Origin of the sequence: Pseudoduganella sp. UC29_71 (assembly GCF_042693265.1) — a bacterium.
Classification (GTDB): Bacteria; Pseudomonadota; Gammaproteobacteria; order Burkholderiales; family Burkholderiaceae_D; genus Rugamonas.
In genome coordinates, this window is sequence record NZ_CP170549.1 from 2,597,433 (window position 1) to 2,617,582 (window position 20,150).

Annotated in this window: 18 protein-coding genes; 13 read left to right on the forward strand and 5 right to left on the reverse strand. The window is 68.9% G+C overall.

Features of this window, described 5'->3' with window-relative positions:
• Positions 1–6: 6 nt before the first annotated feature.
• The 13 genes from ACFJI2_RS11345 to ACFJI2_RS11405 all read left to right on the forward strand — a co-directional run bounded on the left by ACFJI2_RS11345 (position 7) and on the right by ACFJI2_RS11405 (position 15,572).
• Complete coding sequence (locus ACFJI2_RS11345) at positions 7–2,142, forward strand: TonB-dependent receptor plug domain-containing protein (RefSeq protein WP_377705090.1); 2,136 nt, start codon at positions 7–9, stop codon at positions 2,140–2,142.
• A 196-nt stretch (positions 2,143–2,338) separates the two neighbouring features.
• On the forward strand, positions 2,339–4,204 hold the full coding sequence (locus ACFJI2_RS11350) for a thiamine pyrophosphate-binding protein (protein WP_377705091.1): 1,866 nt from the start codon (positions 2,339–2,341) through the stop codon (positions 4,202–4,204).
• A 9-nt stretch (positions 4,205–4,213) separates the two neighbouring features.
• Positions 4,214–5,059: a citryl-CoA lyase gene (locus ACFJI2_RS11355; protein WP_377705092.1), complete on the forward strand. Its 846-nt coding sequence runs from the start codon at positions 4,214–4,216 to the stop codon at positions 5,057–5,059.
• Complete coding sequence (locus ACFJI2_RS11360) at positions 5,056–5,901, forward strand: hypothetical protein (RefSeq protein WP_377705093.1); 846 nt, start codon at positions 5,056–5,058, stop codon at positions 5,899–5,901. The genes ACFJI2_RS11355 and ACFJI2_RS11360 overlap by 4 nt, the downstream gene beginning before the upstream one ends.
• Before the next feature lie 106 nt (positions 5,902–6,007).
• A complete protein-coding gene (locus ACFJI2_RS11365) occupies positions 6,008–8,128 on the forward strand; it encodes a TonB-dependent receptor plug domain-containing protein (protein ID WP_377705094.1) in 2,121 nt (706 codons plus the stop codon).
• A gap of 149 nt (positions 8,129–8,277) precedes the next feature.
• Positions 8,278–9,141 (forward strand): STAS domain-containing protein, encoded by an 864-nt coding sequence (locus ACFJI2_RS11370; RefSeq protein ID WP_377705095.1) that lies wholly within the window; start codon positions 8,278–8,280, stop codon positions 9,139–9,141.
• 7 nt (positions 9,142–9,148) lie between these two features.
• A complete protein-coding gene (locus ACFJI2_RS11375; protein ID WP_377705096.1) occupies positions 9,149–9,505 on the forward strand; it encodes an STAS domain-containing protein in 357 nt (118 codons plus the stop codon).
• Positions 9,502–9,918: an anti-sigma regulatory factor gene (locus ACFJI2_RS11380; protein WP_377705097.1), complete on the forward strand. Its 417-nt coding sequence runs from the start codon at positions 9,502–9,504 to the stop codon at positions 9,916–9,918. Before ACFJI2_RS11375 ends, ACFJI2_RS11380 begins: the two co-directional genes overlap by 4 nt.
• On the forward strand, positions 9,903–10,955 hold the full coding sequence (locus ACFJI2_RS11385) for an ATP-binding protein (RefSeq protein WP_377705098.1): 1,053 nt from the start codon (positions 9,903–9,905) through the stop codon (positions 10,953–10,955). Before ACFJI2_RS11380 ends, ACFJI2_RS11385 begins: the two co-directional genes overlap by 16 nt.
• The gene (locus ACFJI2_RS11390; RefSeq protein ID WP_377705099.1) at positions 10,952–12,757 is read left to right on the forward strand and encodes an ATP-binding protein; all 1,806 of its coding nucleotides are present in this window, start codon (positions 10,952–10,954) and stop codon (positions 12,755–12,757) included. The genes ACFJI2_RS11385 and ACFJI2_RS11390 overlap by 4 nt, the downstream gene beginning before the upstream one ends.
• A complete protein-coding gene (locus ACFJI2_RS11395; RefSeq protein WP_377705100.1) occupies positions 12,754–14,313 on the forward strand; it encodes a response regulator in 1,560 nt (519 codons plus the stop codon). Before ACFJI2_RS11390 ends, ACFJI2_RS11395 begins: the two co-directional genes overlap by 4 nt.
• A gap of 107 nt (positions 14,314–14,420) precedes the next feature.
• Complete coding sequence (locus ACFJI2_RS11400) at positions 14,421–14,774, forward strand: hypothetical protein (RefSeq protein ID WP_377705101.1); 354 nt, start codon at positions 14,421–14,423, stop codon at positions 14,772–14,774.
• A 30-nt stretch (positions 14,775–14,804) separates the two neighbouring features.
• Complete coding sequence (locus ACFJI2_RS11405; protein WP_377705102.1) at positions 14,805–15,572, forward strand: trypsin-like serine peptidase; 768 nt, start codon at positions 14,805–14,807, stop codon at positions 15,570–15,572.
• A gap of 18 nt (positions 15,573–15,590) precedes the next feature.
• On the opposite strand, the gene ACFJI2_RS11410 is transcribed toward ACFJI2_RS11405, so the two are convergent.
• From ACFJI2_RS11410 to ACFJI2_RS11430, 5 genes are all read right to left on the reverse strand, one after another.
• Complete coding sequence (locus ACFJI2_RS11410) at positions 15,591–16,421, reverse strand: arylamine N-acetyltransferase (protein ID WP_377705103.1); 831 nt, start codon at positions 16,419–16,421, stop codon at positions 15,591–15,593.
• A 48-nt stretch (positions 16,422–16,469) separates the two neighbouring features.
• Positions 16,470–16,817, reverse strand: a complete 348-nt coding sequence (locus ACFJI2_RS11415; RefSeq protein WP_377705104.1) for a glutaredoxin family protein — start codon at positions 16,815–16,817, stop codon at positions 16,470–16,472.
• 44 nt (positions 16,818–16,861) lie between these two features.
• Positions 16,862–18,187 carry a TonB family protein gene (locus ACFJI2_RS11420; RefSeq protein ID WP_377705105.1) on the reverse strand — a complete coding sequence of 442 codons (1,326 nt, stop codon included), beginning with the start codon at positions 18,185–18,187 and terminating at the stop codon, positions 16,862–16,864.
• A 90-nt stretch (positions 18,188–18,277) separates the two neighbouring features.
• On the reverse strand, positions 18,278–18,820 hold the full coding sequence (locus tag ACFJI2_RS11425) for a response regulator transcription factor (protein ID WP_132132359.1): 543 nt from the start codon (positions 18,818–18,820) through the stop codon (positions 18,278–18,280).
• Between the two features lie 2 nt (positions 18,821–18,822).
• Positions 18,823–20,142, reverse strand: coding sequence for an ATP-binding protein (locus tag ACFJI2_RS11430; protein WP_377705106.1), 1,320 nt, complete (start codon positions 20,140–20,142; stop codon positions 18,823–18,825).
• Between the last annotated feature and the right edge of the window lie 8 nt (positions 20,143–20,150).

A 20,150-nucleotide genomic window follows, 5' to 3' on the forward strand; every position in this document is an offset into this window, starting at 1 on the left:
GACTCCATGCGACTGCTCACCTGCCTGCCCGCCACCCTGATCGCCCTGCTGGGCGCCGCCCAGCCCTTGCCGGCGGCGGCCGCCGCGCCGGGTTCCGGCCAGGCGCACCTGAGCGAGGAAGAGGAGCTGGCCCAGGTCTACGGCGACAAGTCCTCGGTCAGCATCGCCACCGGCAGCGCGCAGCCATTGCGCCGCGCGCCGGCGGTGGCCACGGTGATCACGGCCGAAGACATCGCCGCGATGGGCGCCACCGGCCTGGACCAGGTGCTGGAAACCGTGCCCGGCATGCATGTGGCGCGCGCGGCCATCAACTACGAACCGCTCTACATCGCGCGCGGCATCTACAGCGTCAACAACCCGCAAATGCTGATGCTGCAGAACGGCGTGCCGATGACCACGCTGCTGACCGGCAGCCGCGGCACCATCTGGGGCGGCTATCCGGTCGACCATATCGCCCGCATCGAGATTATCCGCGGCCCCGGCTCGGCGCTGTACGGCGCGGACGCGTTCAGCGGCGTCATCAACATCGTCACCAAGGGGCCGGCCGACATACCGGGCACGCAGCTGGGCGCCGGCGGCGGCTCCTTCCACACGCGCGAAGCCTGGGTCCAGCACGGCGGCAAGCTGGGGCCGCTGGACGTGGCGGCTTATGTGCGCGCGGGGAACGCGGACGGCGCGCGTTCCCTGGTGACGGCCGACGCGCAAAGCGCGCGCGACAAAGTCTTCGGCACCCGCGCCTCGCTGGCGCCCGGCCCCGTCAACACCGGCTACGACGCGGTGGACGCCCATCTTGACCTGGCGCTGGCGCAATGGCCGCAGCTGCGGCTGCGCACCGGTTATCAGCTGCGCTACAACGCCGGCACGGGCGCCGGCGTCGCTTCGGCGCTGGACCCGGTCGGCAAGGAGCGCGGCGAGCGCATGCTTGCCGACCTGGGCTGGACCGACGCCGCCCTCGCCGACAACTGGAGTGCGGGCGCGGCCGCCAGCGTGATGCAGTACAAGCAGCGCATCACCACCGACCTGCGGCTCTCGCCGCCCGGCACGCGCTTCCCCACCGGCCTGTTCCCGGACGGCTTCATCGGCCACCCGGACACCTCCGAGCGCCAGCTCAGGCTGTCGGCCCATGCCACCTACCACGGCTGGACCGGCCACAAGCTGCGCCTCGGCCTGGGGCATGACGACCTGGACATGTACCACACCGCCACGTTCAAGAACTACGTCTTCAATCCGGCCGGCGTGCCCGTGCCAACCGGCCCGGTGATCGACTATTCGCAGATCCAGCCCTTCCTGCTGCCCCAGCGCCGCACGGTGAACTACGTCACCGCGCAGGACGAATGGCAGTTCGCGCGCGACTGGGCGCTGACGGCCGGCGTGCGCCACGACCGCTACTCGGACTTCGGCGGCACCACCAACCCGCGCCTGGCCGTGGTGTGGGACGCGGCGCTGGACCTGACCGCCAAGCTGCTGTACGGCCGCGCCTTCCGCGCCCCGTCCTTCAACGAACAATACGGCATCAACAATCCTGTCCAGCGCGGCAACCCCGCCCTGCAGCCGGAGCGCATCGGCACGCTGGAGGCGGCGCTGGCCTGGCAGGCCGGCCAGCGGCTGCAGCTGAACCTGAACCTGTACCGGCATGCGATGCAGGACATCATCCGCGGCGTGCCTAACGCGCAGGCCGGCACCGGCGCCACTTTCCAGAACACCGGCAACCAGCACGGCAAGGGACTGGAGCTGGAAGCGGTGTGGGAAGCGGCGCGCACGGTGCAGGTGGCCGGCAGCTACGCCTGGCAGCGCTCCATCGACGACGCCAGCGGGCAGGACGCCGGCTACGCCCCGCGCCACCACCTCAACGGCCGCTTGGACTGGCGCGTGCCCGGCTGGGGCATGCTCAGCGCGCAGTTCAACCGCGTGGCCGACCGCCGCCGCGCGCCCGGGGACACGCGCCCCAAAGTGCCGGACTACACCACGGTGGACCTGGCCTTCAGTACCGGCCGCCTGCTGCGCCACTGTGAATTCTCACTGGCGCTGCGCAACCTGTTCAATGCGGACGTGCGCGAGCCCAGCCTGGCGCCCGGCGCCATCCCCAACGACTTGCCGATGGCGCCGCGCGCGGTGCAGGTGCGCGCCGCGTTCACGCTATAAATCCCCAAAGAAACATATAGTGCCGTCTCGGCAATAGATTATTTTCACTAATTCTCTCCAAAAGTCACACATTGCCTTAAATTTAAGCTATTATCTCGCGCTGCAACATTTATTGCCTTTCGGAACACTGTGTTGCAAAACTGCTAGTAAATATCGGCTTATCGGAAAGCCGATTCGCCCATATTGAGGAGCTTACATGTTTGACAATGTCGAGTTTGAACGACAGGAGAAGTCACGCCCTGCCGCCGCAAAGAACACCCAGCACGCCATGGACATGGCCGACCTGCTGGTGGCCTACCTGGAACAGATCGGCGTCGACTACGTGTTCGGCGTGCCGGGCGGCGCCATCGAGCCGCTGTACGACGCCATCGCCCGCAACCAGCGCCGGGGCGGCAACCTGAGCCATATTGTGGCGCGCCACGAGGCCGGCGCCGCCTTCATGGCGGACGGCTATGCCCGCGAAACCGGCAAGATGGGCGTGTGCGTCGCCACCTCCGGCCCCGGCGCCACCAATATGCTCACCGCCGTCGCCACCGCCTACGCCAACAGCGTGCCCATGCTGGTCATTTCCGGCCAGCCGGCCCTGCCCTCCTTCGGCAAACACACGCTGCAGGAGTCGGCCTGCACCGGCATCGACGTGCTTGGCATGTTCCGCCACTGCACCCGCTACAACTCCCTGGTATCGCATCCGCAGCAGCTGGAATGGAAGCTGGTTACCGCATTGCAGCATGCAAGCCGCTCGCCCGCCGGTCCGGTGCACCTGAGCGTGCCGGTCGACGTGTTCCGCGCCCCCAGCAATCTGCGCGGCCCCGGTTACGACATGAACAGCCTGCTGCAGCCGGCCGGCCTGGTCGACGACACCGGCATCGAGCGCCTGCGCGAACTGCTGGCGCGCGCCCGCAACGTGGTGGTGCTGGCCGGCGCCGGCTGCGGCGAATCGATCCACTCCATATTGCAGTTCTGCACGCTGAAAGGCGCCACCCTCGTCACCACGCCTGACGCCAAGGGCCTGGTCAGCCCGCAGCACCCGCTGTACCGCGGCGTGTTCGGCTTCGGCGGCCACGCCACCGCCGAAGCGGCCCTGCGCGACCCCACGGTGGGCCTGATCCTGGCTGCCGGCACCAGCATGGGCGAATGGAACACCGGCGGCTGGTGCGACAGCTTGCTCAACAACCGCCTGGTTCACATCGACGAATCGGAAGAGCACCTGGCGCGCACGCCGATGGCGCGCATGCACTTGCGCGGCAACCTGGCCCTGGTGTTCGACCGCCTGATCTCCCACATCCAGCAGGAAAACCCGCAGGACGAGCAAGCCACGGCGCACCGCCGCGCCATGCGCGAACTGTCCTTCAAGGCCTGGCGCACCTCCGATATGCTGGAAGCGCCGCACGCCTACTTCAGCGACGCCACGCCGATCAAGCCGCAGCGCCTGATGAAGGAACTGGGCGAGCTGTTCCCGCACAACACCCGCTTCCTGGCCGACGCCGGAAACAGCATCGCTTGGGCCGCGCACTACCTGCAGCCGCAGGACCGCCGCATGGGCGAGCGGCGCAGCGCCGACGGCACGCGCGCGCGCGACCTGGGCAAGCGCCGCAGCACCGGCGGCTGGCTGCGCCTGACCAGCCACTTCGCGCCCATGGGCTGGGCCATCGGCGCGGCCATCGGCACGGCGGCCGGCAACGCCTCCGCGCCCGTGGTGTGCATCACCGGCGACGGCAGCATGCTGATGAGCGGCCAGGAACTGTCGGTGGCCGTGGCCGAACAGCAGTGCGTGATCTTCGTGGTGCTCAACGACGCCGCACTGGGCATGGTCAAGCACGGCCAGCGCCTGGGCGGGGCCGAGCAGATCGGCTACGAGCTGCCGCAGACCGACTTCGCCGCCCTGTCGCGCGCGCTGGGCGGGCGCGGCCACACCATCCGCTCGGCCAAGGACATGCAGGAGCTGGACATCAAGAGCATCTGCAACTACCCCGGCCCGACCCTGCTGGACGTCTACATCGACCCGGAGGAAGTGCCGCCCATGGGCAGCCGCCTGCGCGTGCTGATGGACGATGGACAATAAGGAGCCGCGATGACCACCCGTGCTGCCATCCCCTCGCCCAAGGACCTGATCCACACCACCATCTGGCAGGAAGTGCCGGAGGCGGACAATCCCTTTGCCACCCGCGCCGCCTACTGCCGCGGCTATGACGTGTACGGCGCCATGGCCGGCCAGGCGCGCTGGGTCGAGATGCTGTGGCTGCTGCTGCGCAGCGAGCTGCCGGCCGGCGCCGAGCTGGACGTCCTGGAGGCGCTGGCCGTGGCGCTGGCCAATCCCGGGCCGCGCGACGGCTCGGTGCACGCCGCCATGTGCGGCGGCGTGGGCGGGTCGACCGCCGCCTCGTCGCTGATGGCCGCGCTGGCCGTGGGCGCAGGCCGTTCCGGCGGCGCGCGCGAGGTGCACGACGCCATGGTGATGTGGCGCAGCTGCGGCGCGGACCTGGACGCCTGGCGCGCCCACCACGCCGCGCGCGCCAGCGATCCGGTGGACGTGTGGCCGGAGCAGGCGCACCTCCCCGGCTTCGATCCGCATGGCGTGTCCACGCCGCTACCTATCAGCCAGCTGCTGGCGACGCTGGTGCGCATGGGCGCCGGTCCGCAGACGGCCTGGCTGCACGCCGGCCAGGAACAGGCGCGCGCCGCCGCCGGCCTGCCGCTGGCCATGTGCGGCGTGGCTGCCTGCGTGTTCGGCGACCTCGGCTTCAGTCCGGACGAGGGCGAGATGCTGTATCTGCTGCTGCGCCTGCCCGGCGCCGCCGCCCACGCGCTGGAACAGAAAGCCGTCGGCTTCAAGCAGTTCCCCTTCTACAAACTGGAGCTGGACCCGGCCGCCACGCCGCCGGTGCCGGCGCCCGCCGCCGAAAAGGAGGCAGCATGAGCGCCCCACTTCACGAAGTCCTGCAAGGCCCGGCGCTGTTGCAGCATCACGCCGGCCGTCTGCACACCAAGGTGGGCGCCGCCTTCCCCGGCAGCCATGCGGTATTCCGCGGCCACGACCTGCACCGCGAACTGTGCGGCCTGCAATGGGTGCAGCTGTACGCCTACGGCATTACCGGGCGCCACCTGACCGAGGCACAGGCCGAGCTGGTGCAAGCCATGTGGACCCATACCTCGTATCCGGACGCGCGCCTGTGGAACAACCGCGTGGCGGCGCTGGCCGGCAGCGCGCGCAGCAGCGCGTCGATGGCCATGGTGGCCGGCATGGCCGTGTCGGAAGCGACCACCTACGGCGGCCAGGCCACCATGCTGTGCATGACCTTTTTGCAGGAGGCGCTGCGCCAGGTGCAGGCCGGCGCGGACCTGGCCAAGGTCGTGTGGGCCGAGACCGAGCGCAGCAAGATCTACGGCTTCGGCCGCCCGATCAACTCCCACGATGAGCGCATTCCCTTCATCATGGCGCTGGCCGAGCGCCTAGGCCTGCACAACGGCCCGCACTTGGCGCTGGCGTGGCAGGTCGAGCAAGTGCTGCTGTCGCGCTACGGCCAGCTGCACATGAACTACTCGGGCCTGCATGCGGCCATCATCGCCGACATGGGCATGTCGGTGCGCGAACTGCAGCTGCTGCGCATGCCGATCTTCATCGCCGGGATGGCGCCGTGCGTGGTGGAGGCGGCGGAAAAGCCGGAGGGTGTGCTGTTCGCCACGCCGTGCAGCGCGGTCAGCTATACCGGCCCGGCGCCGCGCGCCTGGAAGCGCGGCGGCATGCAAGCGGCAGCGTAGTGCTTTCCTAGCAAGCTGCAAGCTTGCAACAGACCTTGCTTTTTTGTCCCATGAGCAAATCGTGCCACGCTACAATGGGAAAAATATCACAATCTGGAGATAAGACTTGAAGTCTTCCCGCGCATCTCGTATCTGGCTGGCAGTGGCCCTGGCCCTGCCCGCCCTGGCGGCACAATCCCAGGCTCATGCGCAAGCAGGCCCCAGCAGCGAAGAAGACGAACTGACCATGGTGTATGGCGATGCCGACAGCGTCAGCATCGCCACCGGCAACCTGCAATCGCTGCGCCGCGCGCCGGCCGTGGCTTCGGTGGTGACGGCGGCCGACATTGCCGCCATGGGCGCCACCGACCTCGATCATGTACTGGAAACGGTGGCGGGCCTGCACATCGCGCGCAGCCCCAACAGCTACACGCCGCTGTACATCATGCGCGGCGTGTTCAGCCAATATGCGCCGCAAGTGCTGGTGCTGCAAAACGGCGTGCCGGTGACCACGCTGTATACCGGCAACAAGGGCAATCTGTGGGGCACGTTCCCGGTCGAGCACATCTCGCGCATTGAAATCATCCGCGGCCCGGGTTCGGCGCTGTACGGCTCGGACGCGTTTGCCGGCGTGATCAACATCATTACCAAGGGGCCGGCTGAAGCTGCCGGTACCGAAATCGGCGCGCGCGTGGGTTCCTACCAGTCGCGCGACGCCTGGGTGCAGCACGGCGGCAAGCTCGGCCCGGTCGAGATCGCCGCCTTCCTGCGCGTCGGCAGCACCGACGGCCAGCACAGCACCCTCAGGGCCGACGCCCAGACCCGCAACGACACGCTGTTTGGCACCCATGCCAGCCTGGCGCCAGGCGGCGTGAACACCGGCGGCGACGCCGTCGACCTGAATCTGGAGGCCACCTACGGCAAGTGGCGCGCCCGCCTCGGCTACAAGCTGCGCGACGATCTGGGCAGCGGCGCGGGCATTGCTTCCGCACTGGACCCGGTCGGCACCGGCCGCAGCGACCGCATCAATACCAGCCTGGCCTGGGCCGATCCGCAGCTCACGCGCGACTGGGGCGTGGGCGTGAGCATCAACACGCAATCCTATATCCAGCATCTGCCGGGTTATGTCCTGTTGCCGGCCGGCGCGCGCTTCCCGACCGGCGTCTTCCCCAACGGCATGATAGGAGCGCCGGAGACCTCGGAGCGCAATACCCGCCTGACGGCCTACGCCGATTACAGCGGCTTCGAAGGCCACCACGTGCGCCTGGGCATCGGACACGACGATCTGGACATGTACCGCACGCACGAGATCCGCAACTTCAGCTACGCCCCCAACGGCACGCCGATTCCCCTGCCCGGCCTGGTGGACTTCAGCCAGACCGATCCTTTCCTGCGGCCGCACCAGCGCCGCATCGACTATATTTATGCGCAGGACGAATGGCGCGTGGCCACCGACTGGAGTTTGACCGCCGGCGTCCGCCACGACCGTTATTCCGACTTTGGCGGCACCACCAATCCGCGCGTGGCGCTGGTGTGGGATGCCAGCTTCGACCTGACCGCCAAGCTGCTGTACGGCCGCGCCTTCCGCGCGCCGGCCTTCATTGAAGCATACGGCGAATCCAATCCGGTCTCGCGCGGCAATCCGAGCCTGAAACCGGAAACCGACCGCACCGTGGAGGCCGCCTTCGCCTGGCAGGCGCAGGCGGACGCCCAGGTCAACCTGACGCTGTACCGCTACGCCATGGGCAACATCATCCGCCTGGTGCCCAACGCGGTGGCGGGCACCGGCTCGACCTTCGCCAACACCGGCAGCCAGGTCGGCCACGGCATGGAGCTCGAAGGCAATTGGAGCGTGAACCGCGACCTGCGCCTGGTGGGCAATTACGCCTGGCAGCGCTCGGTCGACAAGACCACCGATACCGACGCCGGCTACGCGCCGCACCACCACCTGTTCGCCCGCGCCGACTGGCAGTTTGGCGGCAGCTACACGCTGTCGCCGCAGCTGAACTGGGTGGCCGACCGCAAGCGTGCCGCCGGCGACCTGCGCGCGCCGATCGCCGACTACCACACGCTGGACCTGACCGTGTCCACGCGGCGCGGCAAGAACCAGTGGAACTTCTCGGCCGCCGTGCGCAACCTGTTCGACGCCGATGCCCGCGAGCCGTCGCTGGCGCCGGGCCTGGCGCTGCCGTTCGACCTGCCGCTGGCCGGCCGTTCCTTCTCCATCCAGGCCAGCTACAAGCTGTAAAGCAGCCCCCGGCTGCCCGGGGCTGCCCGGAGCCGCCCCATTACCCGGCCGCCGCATGCGGCCGGGCACGCCATATTTCAATTTAACCAAGCTTGACGGGTTTTGCTGTTAGACTCCGTGCTCCCTAATCCATTTTCCGTGGAGTACGCATGAGCAAGCAGAGCACCGGCCATCTCGCCAACATACTGAGCAAAAACCAGGAAGCGCTGCTGGACGGCTGGCTCAGCACCATGCTGTCGCGCACGGTCCGGCGCGACAAGGCCGCCGAGCACGACGTGCGCCAGCAAGCGGCGCGCCTGCTGCCGCTGCTGATCCAGGCCACCGCGGCCGGCGCCAACTACGACATCGACAGTGCGGCCTGGAGCGAAGTGCGCCAGCTGCTGAGCGAAATTTCCGCCAGCCGCGTGCGCCAGGGCTACACCCCGACGGAAACGGCCACCTTCGTGTTCGCGCTCAAGGAACCGCTGTTCGCCAGCCTGCGCGCCGAGCTGGCGCACGACGCGGCCGCGCTGGGCGGCGAGCTGGCCGACAGCGGCGCTCTGTTCGACCGCCTGGGCCTGTACACCGTCGAGGAGTACCAGCGCAACCGCGAAGGCGTGATCCTGCGCCAGCAGCAGGAACTGCTGGAACTGTCCACCCCGGTGGTGCAGCTGTGGCGCGACGTGCTGGCCCTGCCGCTGATCGGCACGCTCGACAGCGCCCGCACCCAGGTGGTGATGGAAAACCTGCTGCAGAAGATCATCGACACCGGCGCCTCGATCGCCATCATCGACATCACCGGCGTGCCCACCGTGGACACCCTGGTGGCCCAGCATTTGCTCAAGACCGTGGCCGCCGCGCGCCTGATGGGGGCCGACTGCATCATCAGCGGCATCCGGCCGCAGATCGCCCAAACCATCGTGCACCTGGGCGTGAACCTGGAGGACGTGACCACCAAGGCCACGCTGGCGGACGCTTTCCAGACCGCCATGAAGCGGCTGGGCGCGTCCGTTACCTACCACCAGGCCGCCTGAGGCCGGCATGGAACGCATCCCGATACTCAAGATGGGCCAGCTGCTGCTGGTCACCATCCAGGTTGACATGCACGACAGGCTGGCCATGACCTTGCAGGACGACCTGACCGCGCGCATCGTGCAGGACCGCGCGCGCGGCGTGCTGATCGACATCTCCACGCTCGACATCGTCGATTCCTTTATCGGCCGCATGATCAGCAACACCGCCGCCATGGCGCGCGTGCTGGACGCGCACACCGTGCTGGTGGGCATGCAGCCGGCCGTGGCCATCACGCTGGTCGAACTGGGACTGAAGCTGGAAGGCGTGCAGACTGCGCTCAACGTCGAAAAAGGCGTGCAGTTGCTTCACCGCCAGATCGAATGAACGCGCCGCCACCCGGCGCCGCAGTGGTGCCGCTGCGGCTGGACGAAGACGTGGTACGGCTGCGCCAGCTGGTGCGCGAACTGCTGGTGGCCAAGGGTTTCAGCCTGATCGACCAGACCAAGATGGTGACGGCCGCCAGCGAACTGGCGCGCAATACGCTGCGCTACGGCGGCGGCGGCGAAGCCCATCTGGCGCAAGTGGACAATGGCATGCGGCGCGGCCTGCGGCTGGTCTTCACCGACGACGGCCCCGGCATCGACGACATTTCCCGCGCCCTCACCGATGGCTACACCAGCGGCGGCGGCATGGGCCTGGGACTGTCCGGCGCCAAGCGGCTGGCGGACGAGTTCGATATCACGTCGGCGCCTGGCGCCGGCACTACCGTTAGCATCACCAAATGGAAACCCTACTAAATCCGCTGCAGCTGTGCTGCCCGGTATCCGACGCCACCCACGTGGCGGCCGCGCGCCGCGCGGCGGCGGAACTGGCCGCGCAAGCGGGCCTGGACCCGGTGCGCGCCGGCGAACTGGCCATCGTCGTCACCGAAGCCGCCAGCAACATCCTGAAGCACGCCGGCCACGGCGAAATCCTGCTGCGGCCCCTGTACGCCCACGGCCGCGCCGGCGTGGAAGTGCTGGCGCTGGACGGCGGCCCCGGCATGGCCAGCCTGGCCGTCAGCCTGCAGGACGGGCGCACTACGGCCGGCAGCTACGGCGTGGGCCTGGGCGCCATGCAGCGCCTGTCGAGCGGTTTCGACGCCTATAGCGCGCCGGGCCAGGGCACGGCGATCTGGCTGGCCATATGGCAGCAGCGGCAGCCCGTGTCCGGCCAGCCCGGCGACGGCCCGCCCGCCATGGCGCTGGAGGTGGGCGCGGTCTGCCTGCCCATGCGCGGCGAGACCGTGTGCGGCGACGCCTGGGCGCTGGCCTGCGGCGCCACCAGCGCCACCGTGCTGGTGGCCGACGGCCTGGGCCACGGCCCGCTGGCTGCCGACGCCTCGCGCGCGGCGGTGCACACCGCCATGGCCGCGCCGGAACAGCCGGCGTCCGTGCTGCTGGAAGACATGCACGGCGCCCTGCGCGCCACGCGCGGCGCCGCCGCCGCCGTGGTGCGGATCGACATGCTGGCCGGCGGGCTGCAGCTGGCCGGGATCGGCAACATCGCCTGCCACGCCTGGAGCGGCGGCACGCGCCGCCAACTGGTGTCGCACAACGGCATCGTCGGCAGCAATATGCGCAAGGTGCAGGAGTTTCCCGCCCCGTGGGGCCACGACAGCATGCTGATCCTGCACAGCGACGGCCTCGGCTCGCGCTGGAACCTGGACGACTATCCCGGCCTGGCCGCGCGCCATCCGGCCGTCGTGGCCGCCGTGCTGTACCGCGATTTCTCGCGCCGCAGCGACGACGTGACCGTGCTGGTGCTGCGCGACCGGCAGGGAGGCCTGGCATGAGCTTGCGCATCCTCAGCCTGGCCATCGTGGCCGAAGTGGACGTGGTGGCCTCGCGCCAGCGCGCGCGCCAGATCGCGCTGCTGTGCGGCTTCGGCGCCCAGGACCAGACCCGCATCGCCACCGCCGTGTCCGAACTGGCGCGCAATGTCTACAACTATGCCGGCCACGGCCGCATCGAATTCAGCGTGGAAGGCGCCACCGTGCCGCAGCTGCTGGTGGTCCGCATCGAAGACCAGGGGCCGGGCATCGCCAACCTGCAGCTGGTGCTGTCGGGGCGCTATCAGTCCAGCACCGGCATGGGCCTGGGCCTGCTGGGCGCGCGCCGCCTGATGGACCAGTGCGACATCGACACCGCGCCCGGCAAGGGCACCATGATCCTGCTCAAGAAACTGCTGCCGTCCGACGCCCCGCTGCTGACGGCGGCGGCGGTGGGCGCGCTGGGCGCCCAGCTGCACGCGCTGCCGCCGGACGCGGCGCTGTCCGAGATGCAGCAGCAGAACAAGGAGCTGCTGGCCACGCTGGCCGAACTGAACGCGCGCCAGGACGAGCTGCTGCAGCTCACGCGCGAACTGGAGGACACCAACCGCGGCGTGGTGGCCCTGTACGCGGAGCTGGACCAGCAGGCCGAATACCTGCGCGGCGCCGACGAGATGAAAACGCGCTTCCTGTCCAATATGAGCCACGAGTTCCGCACCCCGCTCAATTCGATCCGCGCGCTGTCCAAGCTGCTGCTCGACCGCACCGACGGCGAACTGGGCAGCGAGCAGGAAAAGCAGGTCGGCTACATCCTGAAAAGCGCCGATTCGCTGGCCGAGCTGGTGGACGACCTGCTCGACCTGGCCAAGATCGAGGCCGGCAAGATCGACGTCCACGCCGACGCCTTCGACGTGGGCGAGATGTTCAGCGCGCTGCGCGGCATGCTGCGCCCGCTGCTGGTCAGCCCGCAGGTGGAGCTGCTGTTCGACATGCCCGACCCGCCGCTGCAGATGTTCAGCGACGAGGCCAAGCTGTCGCAAATCCTGCGCAACTTCATTTCCAACGCACTCAAGTTCACCGAGGCGGGCCAGGTGCGCGTGTCGGCCGAGCTGCTGCCCAACGACAGCGGCGTGCGCTTTGCCGTACAGGACAGCGGCATCGGCATCGCGCCCGAGCACCAGCAGATGGTGTTCGAGGAATTCAGCCAGGTGGCGCACGCGCTGCAGCGCAGCGCCAAGGGTACCGGCCTGGGCTTGCCGCTGTGCCGCAAGCTGGCCGGGCTGCTGGGCGGCCGGGTCGGGCTGAACAGCACGCCGGGCGTCGGCTCCACCTTCTACGCCACCCTGCCGTGCCAGCTGCGCGAACCGGCGCCCTTGCTGGCCGAGCTGCCGGCCGGCGGCGCCGGCGCCGCCGCCGAGGGCGGCGGCATTCCGGTGCTGGTGGTCGAGGACGACCGCACCGCCATGCTGCTGTACCGCAGCTTCTTCCGCAACACGCCCTACCGCGCCGTGTGGGCGCGCAGCCTGTGGGAGGCCGAGCAGGCCTGGAACGCCGCGCCGCCGGCGGCCGTCATCCTCGACCTGTACCTGAACGGCACCGATACCTGGCGCTGGCTGACGCAAACCAAGAACGACGAGCGGCGCCGCCACGTGCCGGTGATCATCGCCTCCGAGGTGGCGGACCGCCAGAAGGCCTACGCGCTGGGCGCGGACGCCTATTTCGTCAAGCCGGTGCCGCGCGCCGAACTGCTGGCGCAGCTCAATGCACTGTATCTGGCCCCGACCGGCAACGGCGCCCGCTTCCCCCATTTGCCCGAGGCCCCATGATGTCGCAAGACCTGATCCTCAACGTCGACGATACCGAAGCGGCGCGCTATGCCAAGTCGCGCATCCTGCAGCGCGCCGGCTTCCAGGTGATCGAAGCGGCCAGCGGCGGCGAAGCGCTGGCCAAGGTGGCCAGCGACAGGCCGACGCTGGTGCTGCTCGACACCAAGCTGCCCGACCTGAGCGGTTTCGAAGTGTGCCGCCGCCTCAAGCAGAATCCCGACACGGCCATGGTGCTGGTGCTGCAGACGTCGGCCTCCTACGTGGCCTCGCCGGACCGCGTGCACGCGCTGGACAGCGGCGCCGACAACTACCTGACCGAGCCGATCGAGCCGGAGGAACTGGTGGCCAATGTGCGCGCCCTGCTGCGCCTGGCCAGGGCCGAACGCGAGCTGCGCGAGGTGAACCGCCTGAAGGATGAATTCCTGGCCATCCTGGCGCACGAGCTGCGCAATCCGCTGGGGCCGATACGCAACGCGGTCGAACTGCTGCGCAACCTTGACCCGTACGCGCCGCCGCCGCAGGAGAGCGCGCGCCAGATGATCATCCGCCAGACCGACCACATGGTGCGGCTGGTGGACGACCTGCTGGACGTGTCGCGCATCTCGCAGGGCAAGATCGCGCTGCGGGTGGCGCCGGTCGAGCTGGGCGAGCTGATGCGCTCGGTGCTCGACAGCGTGGGCGAGGCGTCCGCGCGCCGCCGGCACAGCCTGGCGGCGCAGCTGCCGGAGGAAGCGCTGTGGGTGTCCGGCGACGCCGTGCGGCTGGCGCAAATCACCGGCAACCTGCTCAACAACGCCTTCAAGTTCACCCCGCTGGGCGGCGCCATCCGCGCCAGCCTGGTGCGCGACGGCGGCGAGGCGCTGATACGCATCAGCGACAACGGCATCGGCATCGCGCCGGGGCAGATCGACAGCATCTTCACGCTGTTCGCGCAGGCCGGCCATACCAGCGACCGGGTGCAGGACGGCCTCGGCATCGGCCTGTCGCTAGTGAAAACGCTGATCGACCTGCACGGCGGCAGCGTGGCAGCCAGCAGCGCCGGCGAGGGCCAGGGCAGCGCGTTCGAGATCCGCCTGCCGCTGTGCGCCGCGCCGGCCGCCGCCGGCCATGCCGACCATGCCGGCAACGCCGACAATCCCCGCCATGCCGGCGAAGACGCCACCGGCGGCGCGCCCGCTGCCGCCGCGTCCGCCCGCCGCGTGCTGGTGGTGGACGACAGCGTCGACTCGGCCGACATCGTGGCCTCGCTGCTCAGCTATTGTGGCCATGAGGTGGCCATCGCCCACACCGGCGCCGAGGCCATCCGCCTGGCGCTCGAGTTCCGCCCGCATCTGGTGTTTCTCGACATCGGCCTGCCCGACCTGCCCGGCACCGAAGTGGCGCGCGCCATGCGCAAGCTGCCCGCGCTAGCCGGCGTGCGCCTGGTGGCGCTCAGCGGCTACGGCCAGGAGCGCGACCGCGACAACGCCCTGGCTGCCGGCTTCGACCGGCACCTGACCAAGCCGGCCACTTTCGAGGCGCTGCAAGCGGCCATCCATGAACTGGACGCGCCATGACCTGCGTCAACCCGCTTCATACAAAACATTGCATATCGACCGCAGCGGCCTAGGCTGAACTTTAGCAAGCGGGGCCGGACCGCCCGCTTCACCTAAAGGAGGCGTATATGTCGACGACATCAACATCCCTCGCTGCCCTGGCCGCCCTGTGCATGGCCGGCCCCGCCCTCGCAGCGCCGCAAGACCCCACCACCAGCATCAAGCGCGACACGGACCCGGCGCGCACCCTGGCCGAGCCGTCCTACCAGACCCGCGAGCAAAGGCTGAACGCCAAGCCGCTGGACTGGAACGCGACCACCGGCAAACCCAGGCGCAAGGCGCAGACCGCGGCCGAGAAGAAGGCGCTGGCCGGCGCCAAGCCCGAGCACGCGGAAGGCGGCGCGCCCGACCCCAAGGCCGACGAGGAAGCGCGGCGCCTGCACCCCGACGACTGGAAGGCACCCGAGCAGCAGCAACGCTAATCAAACGCCAATCACCCAGGGAGAGCTGACATGGACAAGCACACCATCATGGCGCTGGCCGCGCTGACCGCCGTGGCCGCGCTGGCCCGCTCCGGCCCGGCGCACGCCACGGCCGACATCTTCACGCAGTACCAGGAAACCGGCAACAACAACACGCCGCGCGCGATCGGCAAGCTGTTCACCAACGCCGGCACCTGTTCCGCTTCGGTCATCAGCGGCAACAACATCATCGTCACGGCGGCGCATTGCTGCTACAACCGCGCCACCAACAACTGGATAGGGGGCTGGGCCTTCGCCCCGGCCTACAACAGCGGCAACGCGCCCTTCGGCACCTTCACCTGGTCGCAGGCGCGCATCCTCACCAGCTGGATCAACAACGGCGACGTGGCGTCCGACGTGTGCCTGATCGCGCTACAGCCGGACTCGGCCGGGCGCGGCGTCACCTTCTACACCGGCTGGCTGGGCCGCTCCTGGAATTATGGCAGCGTGCTCAGCCAGCATGCGCTGGGCTATCCGGGCAACCTGGGCGGGGGCAACACGCTGCAGGCCTGCGCGTCCGAAAGCTTCAGCCCCAGCGGCAGCTGCGGCGGCAGCGCGGTGCTCAACACCGGCTGCTCGATGACCTTCGGCTCCAGCGGCGGCCCATGGCTGCGCGACTACCGGGGCGGCAACCACGTCGATTCCGTGGTGCACGGCTACGACAGCAGCAGTTGCACCGGCACCTTCGGCCAGACCTTCAACGGCCCGCGCTTCACCAGCGGCAATATCGCCGCGCTGTGCACGGCGCAAGGCTGCTGAGTCCGTCCGCCGCCGCGCTCAGCGCGCGGCCTCCTCCCATACGGTGGCGGCGGCCGCTGCCAGCACCGGCCGCCACGCCGGCGCGACCGGCAGCAGGAACACGTCGCGCAGGGCCTGTTCCAGCCCGTCCGCATCCAGATAGCTGCGCGTGGCGCTGCCGTCCGGCGCGCGTATCGTGAGCCGGTTTTGCAGCAGCGCGTGGCGCGCCTGCGGCGTGGTGCGCGCCACGATCAGCTTGTGGCGGAAGTGCGAGTCCGGGTGCGTGGCCGTGAAATAATTGGCCATCTCGTAGTCGCCCACGGTCTGCAAGGCCGGCGAGATCTGGTACACCGGCTGCCAGTCGCCGCCGATTTCCACTTCCAGCAACTGCTCGTTGCCGGCCGCCGGGCTCAGGCGGAAACGCTCGTGCGGGGTGTCCTGCGGCCCGGCCAGGTCGAAGCGCACCGGCGCGGTCAGCACGCAGCTGCCGAAGCCCACATCGGCCAGCCACGGCGTGCCGTCTATCGTCACGCGCAGCACCATGTGCGTGCGCGGTCGCAATGTCGCCTCCGGCCCCAGCTGCCAGCGCACCTGCGCAATCAAGCCCTCCACGCTGAAACCCAGCGCTTCCAGCACCCGCTTGAACAGGCTGTTCTGTTCGAAGCAGTAGCCGCCGCGCCGGCCCGCGATCAGCTTGGCGTCCACCGCCTGAGGCGACAGGTCCACCGGCTGGTGCAGCAGCGGGTCCATGGCCTCGAAGGGGATGGTGGCTGGATGCAGTTGCTGCAAGGCGCGCAGGGTGCCCAGCGTGGGCGCGCGCTCGCCCGTATAGCCCACCCGCGCGCAATACGATTCCAGAAAGTGTTGCATCGATCTCGCTCCATTTAACAACATGGCGAAAAGGATAGCACTTCCAGCTCACGATGGCCGGTGCTTCAGTATTTTGACGAACACGGCGGCCTGGAAGCCTTCGCGCATCTGCTCGCCGCGCACGACGAGGAAAGGCGTGCCGCGCGCGCCATAGGCTTCGTATTCACGGACGCAGGCCTGGCTGACGCTCATATTGCATTCGGCATAGGCGAAATGGCGCTGCCGCAGCCATTCCTTGGCGATGTTGCAGTACAGGCAATCGCTGGTGGTGTAGAGGACCACCTCGCCGGGCCGCACTTGCGCGGCCAGCGCCGCCAGCTGCGCCGGCGACTCGTCGTCTTCCAGCATGCCGCGCAGCCTGCCGGCGCCGGCGGCAGCGATAATGGCGGCCAGCACGGCAGCCGCCAGCACCTTGAGCCATGGCGCCCCCCATACGCTGCCTACCGGCTGCCGCCGGCCGCGCCCAGCCTGCTGCGCAGCATGGCGGCGGCGGCCACGTCGACCGGACGGCCCAGTTCGCCGCGTTCGGCCACTGCCAGCATGCGCTGCAAGGCCGCCGGCCAGCCGGCGCGCGCGGCCAGTTCATACAGGCGCAGCGCCTCCGCGTCGTCCTTGCGCACGCCGGCGCCCTGCTCCAGCGCGTCGGCATAGGCGAACTGCGCCTCGGCATAGCTCTGCGCGGCGGCCTTGCGGAACCATTCGGCCGCCGCAGCCGCATCGGCAGTCGCGCCGCGCCCGTCGCGGTAGGCCTTGCCCAGCAGCGTCTGCATGACCGGGTTGCCCTTCTCCGCCCCTTTCAGCAGCAGTGCCACCGCCTCCTCGTGGTCGCGCGGCGCGTGGGACTGGTTCAGCGCCAGGGCCAGGCCCTGGACCGCCGCCTGGTCGCCCAGTTCCACGCCACGGCGCAGCATGCGCACCGCTTCCACCGGGTCCGGTTCGACGCCCTGGCCGGTCTGATACATCCACCCCAGGCCGGCGAAGGCGCGCGGCACGCCGGCGTCGGCCGCCTTGCGCATCCAGGCGAAAGCTTGCACCGGGTCCTTGTCGACGCCCTTGCCCATCGAATATTGCGCGGACAAGCCCACCATGGCCATGGCGTGCCCCTGCTCGGCCGCCTTCAGCAGCCACTGGTGCGCGTCGGCGCCGCTCACCGCCCCGCTGCCGCTGGCCAGGTAGAAGGACGCGACCCCGAACTGGGCTTCCGCATTGCCGGCCTCGGCCGCTTTGGTTAGCCAGGCCAGCGCCTGCGCGGCGTCGCGCGCCACGCCCTTGCCCTGCTGGTACATTTCGCCCAGCTTGCGCTGCGCGTCGACGTCGCCGGCTTCGGCCGCAGCGCGGGTTTGCGCAAACGCCGCCTGGCTGGCGGGATCGTTGGCGCCTTGCTCCAGGGTCCACACGTACTGCATCTGCATCCACGCCGACTGCGGCTTGCCGTTCACCGTGGCCAGCTTGAAGGTGCACTTGGCCAGGCCGAAGCGCGCCGCCTCGTCCAGCAGGGGATAGCCGCTGGACTTGGTGACCTTCGATTCCTCGACGCTGCCGTCCGCACCTATCCTGTACGCCAGCGTGACGCGGCCCTGCTGCTCGCGGCGCAACGCCTCGACAGGCCAGGCCGGCTTGGCGCATTTGCTGAAGTCCGCCACGGCGCGGGTGCTGGCGGCGGGCGCGGCGCCATCCCTGGCGTCGGCTCGCACAGTGCCAGGCAAGGCGGCCATGGCAACCATGGCGGCCACGGCGGCCGGGAACCGCAGTCGGTGTGTCGTCACGCGCTTCTCCACGCAGTTATCAAAAATGCCATCTTACTTGGAGGGACAAGGACTTGTCCATTGCTGTGTGCAGGCAGGCTACTTGACGCGCTACTTGACGCGCTGCTTTTCCAGCTTGCGCGCCAGCGTACGGCGGTGCATGCCGAGGCGGCGCGCGGCCTCGGAGATGTTGAAATCGGTTTCCGCCAGCACTTCGTGGATGCGCTCCCATTCCAGCGTCTTGATGGACGTGGAGCGGTTGGTCATTTCCACTTCCGCGCTGCCGGCCACATGGGCGAACGCGGCCTCGATGTCGTCCGTGTTGGACGGCTTGGCCAGGTACTGGCAGGCGCCCAGCTTGATCGCCTCCACCGCCGTGTTGATGCTGGCAAAACCGGTCAGCACCACGATCAGCATGTCCGGGTCATGCGCGTGCAGCATCTGCACGCACAGCAGGCCGGACGTGTTGTTCTTGAGCTTGAGGTCCACCACCGCGTAGCCGGGCGAGTGCTCCTCCAGCAGCGCCTCGGCTTCCTCCAGGCTGGCCGCCAGCAGCACCTGGTAGCCGCGCCGCTCGAAGGAACGGCCGAGCGTGCGCGCGAAGGCGGCGTCGTCTTCGATGATGATGAGCTGGCGTACTTCTTCTTCCGTCATTCTTATTCCTCTTCCACTGCAATGGCCGCCAGCGGCAGCGTCAGCAACACTGCAGCGCCGCCCTCGGGCCGGTTGCTGGCCGTCACCGTCCCGCCCAGCGTGCGCGCCACGTTCACCGTCAGGAACAGGCCCAGCCCACGGCCCGGCTTGCCCTTGCTGGAATTGTAGGGCTTGCCGAACTGCTCCAGGATCTCCGGCGCAAAGCCAGGGCCGTTGTCGCTGACCAGCAGCTGCAGCGCGTCTGCCTCGCAGGTCGCTTCCAGCCGCACCCATTCGGGCGACGCTTCCAGCGCATTGTCCAGCACATTGCATATCATTTGCTTGAGCGCCGAATCGAACACCACCGGCAGGTCGGCGATGCGGTTGTCGTACTCGAACGAGGCCACCGGGCGGCTGGCGCGCCACTCCCCCACCAGATCGTCCAGGAAGGTGTTGATGGTGGTGCGGGTGGACGACTCGCCGCGCGCCTCGCCCGCCGACAGCAAAATGCCGCTGACGATGGACTTGCAGCGCGCCAGCTGCGCCTGCATCTCGCCGATCTCTTCCAGCAGCTCGGGGTTCCTGCTGAATTCGGGCATGCGCCGCCAGTCCCCCAGTATGACCGATAAGGTGGCCAGCGGCGTGCCCAGTTCATGCGCGGCGCCGGAAGCGAGCAGGCCCATGCGGACGATATGTTCTTCCTCGACGGCGCGCTGGCGCATGCTGGCCAGCATGGCGTCGCCGGCGCGCAGATTGCTCATGATGCGGGTGATGAACACCACCAGCAGCGCCGCGTTCAGCGCGAAGCAGATCAGCATGCCCTGGATGTAGAGGCTGAAGTAGCCGCGCTCGTGGAACAGCGGCAGCTCGATGGGCTTGGACCACACGGCCAGCCCCGCCAGGCAGGCGCTGGTGATGCCGACAATGGTCCAGGTGGACCACGCTTCCAGCAACACCGCGCTGAGGATGACCTGCAGCAGGTAGAGGTAGACAAAGGGATTGGAGGTGCCGCCGCTCAGGTAGAGCTGCGCCGTGAGGCTGGCCACGTCCACCAGCATGGCGACGAAGAGCTCGGCGTTGGACACGGCCCACTTTTCATGCCAGCGCAGCTGGCTGGCCACGTTGAAGGCGATCAGGCAGGCCAGCACTTCCAGCATGTAGACCAGCGGCAGCTTGATGCCGAAGCCCCAGGCCACCACGGCGATGGTGGTGACCTGGCCGACCACAGCGATCCAGCGCAGCTGGATCAGCTGCTGCATGTTCTGGTGCCCCGCCGCCTGTCCGGCTTTGGCCGCCGCCAGGAAGGAAGGCAATTTTGCTATTGAAAGTAGTTGGCCCGACATGGTCCCTC